The sequence below is a fragment of the Lactimicrobium massiliense genome (assembly GCF_900343155.1).
GTDB classification, from domain to species: domain Bacteria; phylum Bacillota_I; class Bacilli_A; order Erysipelotrichales; family Erysipelotrichaceae; genus Bulleidia; species Bulleidia massiliensis.
This window is the reverse complement of record NZ_OUNG01000003.1, coordinates 24943-38420: the sequence shown is the minus strand read 5'-3', so window position 1 is coordinate 38420 and position 13478 is coordinate 24943. Positions and strand designations below refer to the sequence as shown.

Annotated in this window: 18 protein-coding genes and 2 pseudogenes; 15 read left to right on the top strand and 5 right to left on the bottom strand. The window is 47.2% G+C overall.

The genetic code is table 11. The features are described 5' to 3' along the window. From DHU66_RS05955 to DHU66_RS05945, 3 genes are read left to right on the top strand one after another with little or no spacing between them, the layout of a single operon-like run. Entirely contained in the window at window positions 1-795 is a 795-nt protein-coding gene (locus DHU66_RS05955) for a replication initiator protein A (protein ID WP_006356266.1), read from the top strand. Then, on the top strand, window positions 792-1634 hold the full coding sequence (locus tag DHU66_RS05950; RefSeq protein WP_002596233.1) for an ATP-binding protein: 843 nt from the start codon (window positions 792-794) through the stop codon (window positions 1632-1634). Before DHU66_RS05955 ends, DHU66_RS05950 begins: the two co-directional genes overlap by 4 nt. Before the next feature lie 14 nt (window positions 1635-1648). Further along, complete coding sequence (locus DHU66_RS05945) at window positions 1649-1843, top strand: transposon-encoded TnpW family protein (RefSeq protein ID WP_002596234.1); 195 nt, start codon at window positions 1649-1651, stop codon at window positions 1841-1843. A 64-nt stretch (window positions 1844-1907) separates the two neighbouring features. Here the strand turns inward: DHU66_RS05945 and DHU66_RS05940 are convergent, their stop codons facing one another. After that, window positions 1908-2108: a hypothetical protein gene (locus DHU66_RS05940; protein WP_002596235.1), complete on the bottom strand. Its 201-nt coding sequence runs from the start codon at window positions 2106-2108 to the stop codon at window positions 1908-1910. A 225-nt stretch (window positions 2109-2333) separates the two neighbouring features. On the opposite strand from DHU66_RS05940, the gene DHU66_RS05935 reads away from it, so the two are divergent. From DHU66_RS05935 to mobQ, 10 genes and pseudogenes are all read left to right on the top strand, one after another. Next, window positions 2334-3950 (top strand): recombinase family protein, encoded by a 1617-nt coding sequence (locus DHU66_RS05935; protein ID WP_002596236.1) that lies wholly within the window; start codon window positions 2334-2336, stop codon window positions 3948-3950. Between the two features lie 99 nt (window positions 3951-4049). After that, window positions 4050-4187 (top strand): annotated as a pseudogene (locus DHU66_RS12650) (Maff2 family mobile element protein); the annotation flags it as partial. Continuing rightward, a pseudogene (locus DHU66_RS12645) lies at window positions 4154-4312 on the top strand (hypothetical protein); the annotation flags it as partial. The pseudogenes DHU66_RS12650 and DHU66_RS12645, both read left to right, overlap by 34 nt. Then, window positions 4299-4874 carry a DUF4366 domain-containing protein gene (locus DHU66_RS05920; protein WP_245309418.1) on the top strand — a complete coding sequence of 192 codons (576 nt, stop codon included), beginning with the start codon at window positions 4299-4301 and terminating at the stop codon, window positions 4872-4874. The pseudogene DHU66_RS12645 and the gene DHU66_RS05920, both read left to right, overlap by 14 nt. A 236-nt stretch (window positions 4875-5110) precedes the next feature. Beyond that, complete coding sequence (locus tag DHU66_RS05915; RefSeq protein ID WP_209451754.1) at window positions 5111-5680, top strand: type IV toxin-antitoxin system AbiEi family antitoxin domain-containing protein; 570 nt, start codon at window positions 5111-5113, stop codon at window positions 5678-5680. After that, window positions 5677-6573: a nucleotidyl transferase AbiEii/AbiGii toxin family protein gene (locus tag DHU66_RS05910; protein WP_108774980.1), complete on the top strand. Its 897-nt coding sequence runs from the start codon at window positions 5677-5679 to the stop codon at window positions 6571-6573. Before DHU66_RS05915 ends, DHU66_RS05910 begins: the two co-directional genes overlap by 4 nt. Window positions 6574-6657: 84 nt before the next feature. Next, window positions 6658-6798: a hypothetical protein gene (locus tag DHU66_RS12165; protein ID WP_167836289.1), complete on the top strand. Its 141-nt coding sequence runs from the start codon at window positions 6658-6660 to the stop codon at window positions 6796-6798. A 297-nt stretch (window positions 6799-7095) separates the two neighbouring features. Beyond that, window positions 7096-7449: a hypothetical protein gene (locus DHU66_RS05905; RefSeq protein ID WP_108774979.1), complete on the top strand. Its 354-nt coding sequence runs from the start codon at window positions 7096-7098 to the stop codon at window positions 7447-7449. A gap of 254 nt (window positions 7450-7703) precedes the next feature. Then, entirely contained in the window at window positions 7704-8180 is a 477-nt protein-coding gene (locus DHU66_RS05900; protein ID WP_108774978.1) for a hypothetical protein, read from the top strand. 147 nt (window positions 8181-8327) lie between these two features. Next, window positions 8328-9053, top strand: a complete 726-nt coding sequence (mobQ, locus tag DHU66_RS05895; protein ID WP_108774977.1) for a MobQ family relaxase — start codon at window positions 8328-8330, stop codon at window positions 9051-9053. 195 nt (window positions 9054-9248) lie between these two features. Here the strand turns inward: mobQ and DHU66_RS05890 are convergent, their stop codons facing one another. The 4 genes from DHU66_RS05890 to DHU66_RS05875 form a co-directional block, all read right to left on the bottom strand. After that, window positions 9249-9698, bottom strand: coding sequence for a GNAT family N-acetyltransferase (locus DHU66_RS05890; RefSeq protein WP_245309416.1), 450 nt, complete (start codon window positions 9696-9698; stop codon window positions 9249-9251). Between the two features lie 129 nt (window positions 9699-9827). Beyond that, window positions 9828-10394 (bottom strand): RpiB/LacA/LacB family sugar-phosphate isomerase, encoded by a 567-nt coding sequence (locus DHU66_RS05885; protein ID WP_108774976.1) that lies wholly within the window; start codon window positions 10392-10394, stop codon window positions 9828-9830. 27 nt (window positions 10395-10421) lie between these two features. Continuing rightward, window positions 10422-10583: a type II toxin-antitoxin system YafQ family toxin gene (locus tag DHU66_RS12440; RefSeq protein WP_245309463.1), complete on the bottom strand. Its 162-nt coding sequence runs from the start codon at window positions 10581-10583 to the stop codon at window positions 10422-10424. Window positions 10584-10698: 115 nt separating this feature from the next. Then, entirely contained in the window at window positions 10699-10971 is a 273-nt protein-coding gene (locus DHU66_RS05875; protein ID WP_108774975.1) for a type II toxin-antitoxin system RelB/DinJ family antitoxin, read from the bottom strand. Between the two features lie 873 nt (window positions 10972-11844). On the opposite strand from DHU66_RS05875, the gene DHU66_RS05865 reads away from it, so the two are divergent. After that, a complete protein-coding gene (locus tag DHU66_RS05865) occupies window positions 11845-12570 on the top strand; it encodes a MerR family transcriptional regulator (RefSeq protein WP_108774973.1) in 726 nt (241 codons plus the stop codon). Continuing rightward, window positions 12567-13394: a YhfC family glutamic-type intramembrane protease gene (locus DHU66_RS05860; protein WP_108774972.1), complete on the top strand. Its 828-nt coding sequence runs from the start codon at window positions 12567-12569 to the stop codon at window positions 13392-13394. The genes DHU66_RS05865 and DHU66_RS05860 overlap by 4 nt, the downstream gene beginning before the upstream one ends. Window positions 13395-13478 lie beyond the last annotated feature (84 nt).

Genomic DNA, 13478 nt, shown 5'->3' with positions numbered 1-13478 from the left:
ATGCGTGACAATACGCCAAAATCAACCCGAACACAGGGAGGTGATCCTATCGCTGATTATATCAGGGCAGACACGCGGCTGCCCGCCTATCTGCCGTATCCCCGTTTCCTGCTGAAAATGGAGATTTCACAGACCGCCAAGCTGCTGTATTCGCTGCTGTTAGACCGTTCCACCCTCTCCCAGAAAAACAAGTGGCTGGACGACGAGGGCAGGATTTATATTATCTATCCCATCGCGGAGATAGCAGAAATACTGGATAAAGGCAGCACCACCATCAAGGGGGCGCTTAATGAACTGGACACGGCGGGGCTGTTGGAACGGGAACGGGGCGGCTTCTCCGCACCGAACCGGCTTTATGTCAAAGTACCGCCAGTGCCACAGGTACAGTTTTCAGACCAACTGATGGCCGGAAGTCCGCCCCTCATAGAGCCGGAAAACCGTCCTACTGATGGTCAGAAAACCGACCTTATGATGGTCGGAAAACCGTCCCCTAACCAAACTACTATAAACAACCTTACAGAGAGCCAAACAAAGGGAGTGAGTGGGGGGCCGTCCGCGCCCTATGGCCGATATGGAAATATTTTTCTGTCACAGACCGAATACGACGAGTTGCAGGCAGAGTACCCTGACAGGCTGGAACGGTTCATCGAGGAAATGAGCCGCTACCTTGCCGCCAACGGGAAAAGCTACCAGAACTATGCCGCCGCCCTGCGGATATGGGCGGGGAACGACAAAAAGGAAGCCCCTAAAAAGGGCATACCAGACTACTCATGCAAGGAGGGCGAGAGTTTATGAAGAATGAAATCAACGCGGTTTTGGAGAATATGACGACCACCATCCCGGAGCCGGAGGACTACACCGGCGAGGACGGTTTACTGTACTGCGGCAAGTGCCGCAAGCCGAAAGAAGCCTATTTTGCGCCGGATAAGGCCGCTATCTTCGGGCGCGACCGCCACCCGGCAGAGTGCGACTGCCAGAGAACCGCCCGCGAGGAACGGGAAGCCGCCGAAAAGCGGCGCAGACACCTTGACACCGTGGAAGAACTGAAACGCCGGGGCTTTACCGACCCCACCATGCGGGACTGGACTTTCGAGAACGACAACGGCAGGAACCCGCAGACCGGGCTTGCCCGCCGGTATGTGGAGCATTGGGAAGATATGCGGACAGACAATATCGGCTGCCTGTTCTGGGGCGGCGTAGGCACCGGCAAAAGCTACCTTGCAGGCTGTATCGCAAACGCCCTCATGGAGAAAGAAATCCCCGTCCGCATGACGAACTTTGCTCTTATCCTCAATGACCTTGCCGCCAGCTTTGAGGGGCGCAACGAGTACATTTCCCGCCTTTGTCGTTATCCGCTGCTGATCCTTGACGACTTCGGCATGGAACGCGGGACGGAATACGGGCTGGAACAGGTGTTCAATGTGATTGACAGCCGTTACCGCAGCGGCAAGCCGCTGATCGTCACGACCAACCTTACGCTGGACGACCTGCACAACCCGGAGGACACCGCCCATTCCCGGATTTATGACCGCCTGCTTTCCATGTGCGTCCCGGTACGCTTTACCGGCGACAACTTCCGGCAGGAAACCGCCAAGCGGAAAATGGAGAGCATGAAGAAACTGATTACCGACTGAAAGGAGTATTGCCTATGGCAGATAACAAGCAGCACGACACCCGCACCACCCGCCGCCCTGACTGTGTGACGGAAATCCGCATGGGCAATTCCGTCCTTGTCGTGTCCGGCTATTTCAAGAAAGACACCACAACCACAGCCGCCGACAAAATGGCGCGGGTACTGGAAGCGGAAGCCGCTGCTACACAGGAGCCGACTTATCCGGCGTGAACCGGGGCATGGAAAAGCGGCCATGCCAGGGAGCATGACCGCTGGAACGAAAATCGGAAGTGCTTTAGCAATTCTTAATCTCATTCTCTATAAAATAATTTGCAATTTCAAAGGCTTTTATTCTTCTCTTTGCCAATGTGATTTGTGATTTATAACGCTCGGAATTATCCTTTGATTCAAATGTTTTTACTGTTTCTCTTAGCTTGTGCAGAGTTGAATCAATTTGCCTTTTGGCCGCGGTTAATTCATCTATTGTATACTTCATGTTTTCTCCTTTAACTTCTGATTTTTTTGTTAAATCAGAGTATACCACGGAGTTATGAACTTTTCTACTGCAAATATGGGACGACAACCCATACCATAAAAATCGGAAAATTGAAAAGCTGTAAAGAAGCAAATTTAACGCTTTTGCCGCTGTACAGCCCCCGCCGTTCCGTGGTACAATGAAACCACGGAATAGTGGGGCTGGCTGTCGGAAACGGAGGATTTTATGTTAAGACAAGCCACCCAAAACCTCATTACCGCCCTTTATCCGAGATTGTCCCACGAGGATGAATTGCAAGGCGAGAGTAATTCCATATCGAACCAAAAAAGGATACTCGAAACCTACGCAAAACAGAACGGCTTTACCAATCTGCGCTGGTACACCGACGACGGTTTTTCCGGCGCGAACTTCCAGCGGCCCGGATTTCAAGCCATGCTTGCGGACATTGAAGCCGGGAAAGTGGGTACGGTCATCGTCAAGGACATGAGCCGGTTAGGGCGAAACTACTTGCAGGTAGGGTTTTACACGGAAATGCTGTTCCCTCAAAAGGGTGTGCGTTTTATCGCTGTCAACGATAATGTGGACAGTGCCAGCGAGGGCATGGACAACGATTTTACCCCGCTGCGAAATCTGTTCAATGAATGGCTGGTGAGAGATACGAGCAAGAAAATCAAGGCAGTGAAAAAGTCAAAAGGCATGAGCGGCAAGCCTGTTACCAGCAAGCCGGTTTACGGCTATGTGATGGACGAGGACGAGAATTTTATTATAGACGAGGAAGCCGCCCCGGTGGTGCAGCAGATTTACCAGCTTTGCCTTGCCGGGAACGGCCCGACCAAGATTGCCCGTATGCTGACGGAGCAGCAAATCCCCACGCCGGGGACGCTGGAATATCAGCGGACAGGCAGCACCCGCCGTTATCACCCAGGCTATGAGTGCAAATGGGCGACCAACACCGTCGTTCATATCCTCGAAAACCGAGAGTACACCGGATGTCTGGTGAACTTCAAAACGGAAAAGCCTTCTTATAAGGTCAAGCACAGCATAGAGAACCCCGTCGAGAAGCAGGCCATTTTCGAGAACCACCATGAGCCGATCATCGACAAGGAAACATGGGAACGGGTGCAGGAGTTACGCAAACAGCGCAAACGCCCGAACCGCTACGATGAAGTGGGGCTGTTCTCCGGGATTTTGTTCTGCGCCGACTGCGGCCATGTGCTGTATCAGCAGCGGTATCAGAACAAAGACCGCAAACAGGACTGCTACATCTGCGGCAGCTACAAGAAGCGCACCCGCAACTGTACGGCGCACTTTATCCGCACCGATCTGTTGACCGCTGGTGTCCTGGCAAATCTCCGGCAAGTGACCGAATACGCAGCCAAGCATGAGAGCCGGTTTGTGAAACTACTTGTCCAGCAGAACGAGATCGGCGGCAAGCGAAAGACCGCCGCAGCCATCAAGCAGCTTGAACAGGCGCAGGAACGCATTTCTGAAATCAGCCGCATTATCAAGCGGCTGTATGAGGACAATGTAAACGGCAAAATCAGCGATGAGCGTTTCATGGAACTGTCGGCTGACTACGAAGCCGAGCAAGCGGAGCTGAAAAAGAGAGCCGCCGCCCTGCAAGCCGAACTGGACAAGTCACAGGCAGCTACCGTCAACGCCGAGAAATTTATGGGCATTGTCCGCAAGCACCTTGCCTTTGAAGAACTGACCCCCACTCTCTTGCGGGAAATGATCGAGAAAATTGTGGTGCATGAGTGCAGCTATGATGAGAACGGCACCCGCAGGCAGGACATTGAGATTTATTACAGCTTTGTCGGCAAGATTGACTTGCCCGAATAACCGCCCGACCTATCCGACACAATGGCCAAGTGTCGGATAGGAACGGCAAAATTTTTTGCACTTCTATTGCTTCTTTATCACACATAAGCAAAGTCTCAGGGCATGAAACAGCTGATGGCCGGCGGCGGTGTCGCTCTGATCGGAACGATTCTTGTCCCGCTTCTTATCGGCTGTTTGACTGAAACAGGAGGGAGGAGACCACAGAGATCCATGAGGTCGTGCGCTCCTTCAACCTGACGCCGGAGGAACTGCGGGAATTTCTGCAGAGCCGCAGGAGCAATGCTCCGGCAAAACTTTCGGAGCCGGAACCATCAGAGAAAAGCACAGCGACGGAACAGGAGGCAGATTATGGGGAAGCTTAATTTACTTGCAGCACTGCTGGCAGCGATGCTCTGCTGCGGACTCTGTTGTACAACTGCATTTGCGCAGACAAATGAACCGGAAGCAGCTGCTGCATCTGCGGAAGCAGCGCCGGCAGAAGAACTGGTTACCAAGGAAGAGGCAGAGGAGCCGGAAGAGCTTCCACCGCTTACACTAGAAGGAAATTTGACGTTGGTGGATGATATCTCGACAGAGAGCGGAAAGCAGTTTATCACCGTGGTCACCAGGAATAACAACTATTTCTATCTCATCATCAACCGCGATGACGACGGCAATCAGACCGTTCATTTCCTGAATCAGGTTGATGAGGAAGATCTTTTCCATCTGATGGACGAGGAGGATGCCCAGGCGATTCAGGAAGCCATGAATGAGCAGAAAGTGCAGACGACACAGGCAGAAGAGACGGTAAAACCGGAGAAGGAACCGGAGAAAGAGGCTGCAGATCAAGAAGTGGAGGCTTCGAAAAAGAAGCAGACCGGGAGTCTGTTTGCGGCGGCCGGAGTGCTGATCATTGTCATTGGCGGCACAGGGATCTGGGTCTAGAAGAAAAAGAAGCCGGCGAACCAGCCGGATCCGGATGCGGATTACTGTGAGTATGAGGATGGCTACGATTTTCCCGAAGAGGAGGATTCAGGAGAAGACCCTGAATCTGAAGACGAATAAAACCGTACAAGCAGTTTTTGTTTGAGACTGGCTGAATACGAAAATTAAATGAATGTAAGCAGATTGAATAAACTGCAAACATTTATTAAAATTTCTGCAGGAGGTGAATGATGTATATGAAGCCAACACAGCAATTCATTTCCATGCAGGAACTGAAGAGGGAAGGATATTCTTACTACGATATCAACAAGCTGGAAGATTCCGGCAGGCTTGCCAGAGTGAATAAAAAGTATTATGAGAATCTTGATTTCAGCGGTGAACCAAATGACTTTTATGCTGTTTCCGCTGTCTCAGATAAGGCTGTGGTCTGCCTGATCAGCGCAGCGGTATATTACGACCTGTCTGAAGAAAGGCCGTCGGCAGTGGAGGCCGCACTTCCCAGAGGCACCAGAATGCCTTCGCAGCCGGACTGGCCTGCCATGAAATTCTTCCTTTTTTCTGAGAAACGATATGAAACAGGGATCAGAACGGTGAATGAAGACGGGAATCTGTATCGCATCTACGACATGGAAAAGACAGTATGCGACATTGTATTCTATCGAAATAAGATCGGGTTTGAGCCCGCTGTTAAGATCGTAAAAAAATATCTGAACCGTAGCGACAGGGATATCAATCGTCTGATGAAATATGCGGAAAAACTGCGCGTGGAGACTGCCATGCGGCAGTTTCTGGAGGTGCTTGTATGAGAAATGCTTCCTCAGTGAAAGACAGGCTGAAGAACTATGCGATAAAGAGCGGAAGAACCGTTCAGGATGCATTAACTGTTTATATTCTCGAACGAGTTCTCTACCGGATTTCTGTTTCCAGATTCGCAGATGATTTTACGCTGAAAGGCGGCATCCTTCTCTATGGTTTGTATACAGATGACTTTACGAGGGCTACAACGGACATCGACCTGCTTGGACAACACATTTCAAATGATCTTGAGACATTGAAGGCAGTTTTTGGAGAAATACTGAATACAGAGGCAGATGACCCAATCCGCTTTGATATGAATACCCTTGAGGCAGTCAATATTACGGAATTTAAAAAGTATCATGGTGCAAGGATTTCAGTAACTGCTTATCTTGACCGGACAAGAATTCACGTTGGCATTGATATCGGATTCGGTGATGTCGTTTATCCGAAACGGCAGAAAATGAATTATCCAACACTGCTGGATGATGATCCAGTAGAACTGTATGCATATTCTGTTTATACGATCGTTTCTGAAAAAATGGAGGCAATCGTTTCCCTTGGCGTGGTGAACAGTCGATATAAAGATTTCTACGATCTCATGACCATTTCCGAACGGGAGGATTTCGATGGCAGCATATTACAGGAGTCTTTGATTGAAACATTCGATAATCGACACACCACATTTGACGATATTGCTGCATTTGAAGATGATTTTATCGAAGATCACAGCCATCAGCAGCGATGGAAAGGCTTCTTAAAAAACAAAAGGGTTGCTTCGCCGCTATCATTTGAAGAAACCATGAATGAAGTGAAACACTTTATTCTTCCGGTAATCACTGCAATCCGGGATGACAAACCATTTTTCGAACATTGGAATCACATTTCCAGAGAATGGGAATGAACAAATCATAACAAGCTATGCAGACCGCCTGTCTTATCGCAGACGGTCTTTCTTTATGCCCGATAGAACGGAAAGAAGGCCGCTATGAGCGAAGAGAAAAAGAAACGGGAGGAAGAGATTTTCTCTACAACCGGGACAATCCGTGACCAGATGCAAGAGCTGGTAGAAACGAATGTGATCCGCGTGATCCTGATTTGTCTACAAGACTGGTTTTACGGACGATAAGGACGGCAGGGACTTCAAGCATTCGCGTCGGCACATCGGCGGACCGAAGCCCGGAAAATTATCGCAAGAAACTGACAACGAGGCCTCCGAAAAGGTGCAACTTAATGATGACGGGGCATGTTGAGACAGTGGCTCTGCTAACAAGAACAAATTAAAAGAGGGCCGAAAAAGTCCGTGTTTAAGCCGTTTCTGCGGCATCCGTCTTTCTGAGAAGAGAGGCGGATGCCGCATTTTCTTTTAGAAAAAATGTGAAAGTTGGTCTGGCGTGACTGTGGGAGGGCTATCAGCAATGAAGTGATGAATCTGCTCGGAGAAAATCCAGCTACTGAATTAGAGGATATCAACCAAGAGATCGCTGACCTGCAGAAGGATATTCTTGCCGGAGTGAAAGCTCATTGGGATGTCACAGAGCTTGCTGAAAGGTTGCAGGAGCTAAGAAGCAGAAAGACAGAGATCGAAGCTGGGCGGACAGCAGAGATACGGAATAAAGAACGAATCAATAACCTCCGTGAATCCATCGAGAAATCAAAGGATAAGGTGCTCGCTTATGATGAGCTGCTGGTCCGAAACGTTATCAAGGAGATCAAGATCTTTCCCGATAAGCTTACCATCACGGTGATAGGCGGTGCACATGAAAACATCATAATTTAATGTTGACAGTATTTTGCCGTCTCGGACTATCGAGACGGCTTTTCTGTTTTTCACGAATTCCAAACATGATATACTAAGTAACGAAATTGTGCTAACGAGAAATGAATATAATTGCCACTGATTTCAAAGCCACTTGGAAGAAGACAAGATACGTATTTCAAGATATAAATCAGGATTTGTCTCGCTGTGTTCAGATTAAAAAGGCCATCATTTTACGATGATGGTTCGGATAAATAGGCAGAGATATATGCACAATGGGAGGAGAAAAAGTGTTATTGCAAATTCTGTTATTTTCAATACCTTGTATTTTCCTTTTTATTAAGGTCACACACATTAAGAAGCCAGTCAGAGATATTCTCTTGATTGCAATCCTTGTATTAATTAGTTTTCTTATTTCAAATTTTGGTTACTTGTTTGAATATCTTCCAAATAAATCAGATTACATTCCAGCACAAGCGATAATTACCCAAAAGCATCATACAAGGAAAGATATTCTTAGCCGTGGAAGTATTTCAGTAGAGTTTGAGGGAGAAAAAGCAAGAGTAGATAGTGTAACTATTAATTGTTATGAAAATGTCGGGGACAGCATTGTTGTTGGGTTAAAGATTAATAACGGAAAGATAACGAGTGCTGTAAGAACGGAATTATCTATAACATCACGTAATTTGGCGTGGCTAACATTCTTATTTTGGGCTATAGTTTTATGTCTCAAGCAACCTAAGAACAAATAGCATTCAGTTTGAACAAAATAGAAAAGAATTATGTCTCTTGCATTCTTAGAACAGTCGTACACTCATACTATCCCGCCCGCTGCAAAGCAGGCAGGATTATTCTACCCTAAACGGAGGTGATGCAAAAACCCCTGTCCCCACTTCAACATAGCCATCATCAAGCGCAGCGAAGGACGCTCTGCTGTTGCCGCCTCTGCCTACCTCAGCGGCACACGGCTCTACTGCGAGTACGACCACCGATTCCGGGACTACTCCCACAAGCTGGGTGTCATTCACTCAGAAGTGCTGCTTCCGGAACGTGCGCCGCCTGTATTTGCCGACAGAGCTGCGCTCTGGAACAGTGTGGAGAACGCAGAAAAGCGCTATGACAGCCAGCTTGCCCGGCGAATCATTATCGCCCTCCCCAAAGAGTTGTCTCACGAGGACAACATCGCTCTGGTTCGCCAGTATTGCCGGGAGCAGTTTGTGAGCAAAGGAATGTGCTGTGATTTCGCTGTCCACGATGAAGGGGACAGCAATCCGCACGCCCATGTGCTGCTCACCATGCGTGGTCTGGATGAGCAAGGAAAATGGCTCCCCAAGAGCAAATCCGAGTTTGAACTGGACGAAAATGGACAGCGCATTCATCAGAAAAACGGTCGCTGGAAATGCAGGAAGGTCAACACAGTTGACTGGAATGACCAGAAGTATTGTGAGGTCTGTCGGCACGAATGGGAGCTGCTGCAAAACCGCTATCTGGAATCCGCCGAACGGGAGGAACGGGTTGACCTGCGCTCCTTTGAGCGGCAAGGCTCTGACTTCGCCCCCACCGTCCACATGGGTGAAGCCATCACCCATGTTGAGACCGTGTCTCTGCTAACAAGAACAAATTAAAAGAGGACCGAAAAAGCCCGTGTTTAAGCCATTTCTGCGGCATCCGTCTTTCTGAGAAGAGAGGCGGGTGCCGCTTTATTCTTATAGAAAAATGTGAAAGTTGGTCTGGCGTGGCTGTGGGAGGGCTATTTGGATGAATTTTTAACTGGCGAGACTGTAGCTTTGCTATTTTCGGAGGTTGTGACTGTGAAAAGGCTATAACCGCATGGAACTGAAAAGCAAGATAGAGATGCTGATGAATGCCGATTTGGCGACTTCCCGGTAAACTGGAAGTTGGATTATAAAGGTCTTAGCAAATACACCAATCCACCAACTGTATTCCACTTTCATAGATTGGGTGGTCGTAATTATCTGTAAAAAAATTGCGCATGCTGTGTGAGCGAACAAAACCACACTTTTCATAAAACCGGATTGAAAGCGGACTATCTCATGTTCCCACTTGCAGAATTGAGTATTTTCCCTGTAATTATTAATAACAAACTCAATTAAGGCTCTTGCATAGCCTTTGCCTTGATATTCTGGAACTGTAGCAATATTCTTGATTTCAAGTATGCCATTTCCTTCATCGGTTATGACACACTCGCACTTTGCCCCAATGTCATCAAGTACATACATCTTGCCTTTATCAAGATAACGGTCAACCATATCTTCCTGCTCATCTGCTAATAGGAGCAAATCCAGATATTGTTTTTTATTCTCTTTAACTTCAACAATTTTTATTAATCACACCTTTAACTCCCGATTGTGCGTCATCCCGACAAACTGGAATTTATCCTAAAAATCCATCTTATTCTTCAACTTATTTACCAGAGATGCATCTAATTTGTTTAGAAGCTCCTGCATCGAAATTTGGCCAGACTTTCTTATTTCCTTAAGTTGTTCAGAATCCTTTATTTTTCTATCAGCTTCACTTTTAGGATATCCTTGCCCAAAAGGCTCTGAGAATAGAGCTTCAACTGTTCGTTCTAGATTATCAATACCAGACCAAGTATATTCTTCACCTAGGGGTAAAGATATCGCGTTTCCATTATTTATCTGTGCAAATAAATAAGCATCCTTCGGTGTCGGTGCATACCCACAAATGACGCCTGGCATACTGTTACAAGCCAACATCATTCCCTGTCCAGAAGAACAACCCGTAACTATAAAGTCCACCGTCCTATTCGCTAATAACACACCTACAAGAATAGAAATTTCTATATAAGAGTAATTTTCTTTTTCTTCCAACGTGCAACCAAAATTGATTACTTCAGAATCTTTTGGTGCAAATTTTGTTACTGCATTAAAAAGCATTTTATTTTTAGTTGCTTGTGAACTTGCCTGAATAATTCCGATTCTCATTCTTCCCCCACAAATCTCGATTTGTACTTATTTCTTAAACAGCTCAGAATATGAACCAAGGCGATAAAGCATCAAAACAAGAACATCTCTACAAATCTCATAAATTAGCAGCCAATCCGGTTCGATGTGACACTCACGCGTGCCTTTATAGTTTCCTGTAAGGTCATGATCCCTGTATTTTGCATCCAGCGTACCGCCATTCGCCAGAATATCGATTACCTCAAACAGCTTATCAAGATTTTATTTTGCTTTTTGGCAAGCTTCAAATCCTTTTTAAACTAATTAGTAAACTGAATATCGTATTTCATACGTCGAGTGCTGCCTTGAGCGCATCCATACTGGAATAACGCGGAGCAGAAGGATCCTTCATCATTTTTCTGCCATCCTCAATGGCAGCGGCTGTCGTATCATTCGGTACTTCCAGTTTTAATTCAAAAGGAATACCATGCTCACGGATAGCGGCTCTCAGGAACATATTTACAGCAGTTGTCATATTCAGACCAAGCACATTGAAGATCTCCTCCGCCTGGTTCTTGATTGCCTTGTCTGTACGAATATTTGAATTAGTTGTTGCCATACAGAACACCTCCATTCAAGTATAGTAAACTTAAATATGCGTCTAATATCAACACATTGTCATTATATAAGATACATAAATTTTGCTAAAATATATCAAAATCCCTCTTTATAGCGATCTGCGCATGGCCTTTGTACTCATCATTGCTGCTATCTGCGTACATGTCATTCACCATACCAATCGTGAGAAGGTCAAGGTCTCGGATGGAGATACATAAATTATGGCGGCTACTTTTTACCGACTATCGCATTAATTGTCGAACGATCTTTTTCTATATAGGAAAGCTATGATTTGCAGTATCATTAAGGCACAGAGCAAATCGTAGTTTGTTGATGCAGAGCAGAGGCGGTAACTATTGATAAGTTTCCGCAAACCGATGAGGTAAAAAAGAGAGCAGTTCAGACGTCTCAACGCATGTTGAGACCGTGGCTCTGCTAAAAAGAACAAATTGAAAGAGGACCGAAAAAGCCCGTGTTTAAGCCATTTCTGTGGCATCCGTCTTTCTGAGAAGAGAGGCTGCTGCCGCGTTTTCTTTTAGAAAAAATGTGAAAGTTGTTCTGACGTGACTGTGGGAGGGCTATTTAGATGAATTTTTAACTGTCGAGACGGTATGTCTTTTGTCCAAACTATCTGAGACAAAGAATCACATCGGATTGAAGGTCGATATGGACGAGGTGGATGTGGCGGCGGAGAGTGAGGACAGTCGGTCGCCGGAGACGCCGAAGGAAAAGGAAGACGCGATCATAGAGGCATTCAGGCATTTTCAAATGATCTGATGGTTCTCTGTCTTTTCTTGAAAAATCCCCCTGTGTAAGGTGTTGCTTGTTACGCAGCGTCATGTTGCATAATACATGGCGAAAGGAGGCAAAGGCTATGTCAAAATACTCGACAGGAGAGGTTGCAAAACTCTGTAGCGTCACTGTCCGGACAGTCCAGTACTATGATACAAGAGGGATCCTGATTCCCAGTGAACTTTCCGAAGGCGGGAGACGTCTCTACTCGGAAGACGATCTGAAGCGCATGAAGATTATCTGCTTTCTGCGTGAACTGGATCTTCCTATCGGCGCGATTGCTCAGATCCTGAAGGAAGAGCATCCTGAAAAGGTGATCTCCCTGCTGATCGAACAGCAGGAGAAGGCTCTTTCAGATGAAATCACTGACAAAGAGGAAAAGCTTCTGAAGCTTCGTGAGCTGAAAAACGGACTGAAAGGCAAAACAGAATTCTCCCTTGAAACGATCGGTGACATAGCCGTCATTATGGAAGGTAAGAAAAAACTGAAGAAACTGCATCTGATGATGCTCCTGACCGGGCTCCCGGTCACGGCGCTGCAGTGTTTTTCCATCATCTTCTGGATCGTCAAAGGTACCTGGTGGCCGTTCATGATCTGGCTCCTGGCGGCGATCCCCTGGGGGATCCTGATCAGCCGATACTATTTCGCACATGTGAAATACATCTGTCCGGAATGCCATGAGGTATTTAAACCCACACTGAAGGAAGCCTTCTGGGCAAATCATACCCCCACAGCCCGAAAACTTACCTGCACTTCCTGCGGTCACAAAGGCTTCTGTGTGGAAGTCTGGGGAGGTGATGGCGAATGAGCGTATTTGAGAATATTGTTATCGGTAAAAGTGCCGTTCCGTCTCTGACCATCACCGTTATTCTGATGATCGCGATCGCTGTATGCTTCTTCATCTGCTGGCGCAGGAAGCATCAAGAACAGACAAAGATTAGCTGGCTCATTGCCGGTGCTGCGGGTTTTGTCATTTCTGCCCGGATGCTGGAAGTGGGCGTACACTATTTCTGCATCGTGGCAGACAATCCTGTTTCGCGCTTCATTAACGGAAACACAGCCGCCTTCGTCCTTTATGGGATCACGATGGCAGGAATTTTCGAAGAATGCGGACGGCATATCATTCTGAAATACATTCTGAAAAAGGACCGTACCCGTGAAAATGCGGTGATATACGGAATCGGCCACGGTGGGGCCGAGATCCTGACCGTCTTTCTGCCTGCTATGATCCTCTATCTTGCCATCGCAGTAATGTTTTCTCAGGGAGATACGGAGACCGCGCTTAAGACCCTGAATATTACGGAAGAGACCGCAGCCGCAGCGCTTCCTTCCGTACAGGCAGCTGCTGCGTTTGACTACGCCATGATGGCCATGAATGTCATGGAGCGGCTGCTGGCGATGTTCATACAGATCGGACTTACGGTCATCGTATATTACGGTGTTGTCAATGCAAAGAAGCTCTGCCTGCCCGCGGCCATTCTGCTGCATATGCTGGCAGATACCTTTCCGGCGCTGTATCAGAGAGGCATTCTGCCTCTGTGGGCAGTTGAAATATGGATTGCCTTCTGGACACTGATGATGATGCTTATTGCGGCTAAGCTATACAAAAGAATGTCGGAAATTGTTCATTAGCAATTCAAACACTTCATGCAGGCAGGGAAACAGGGGGGATTGCAGACGGGTAATGCAACCAGATGAAACAAAATACGTGATAAA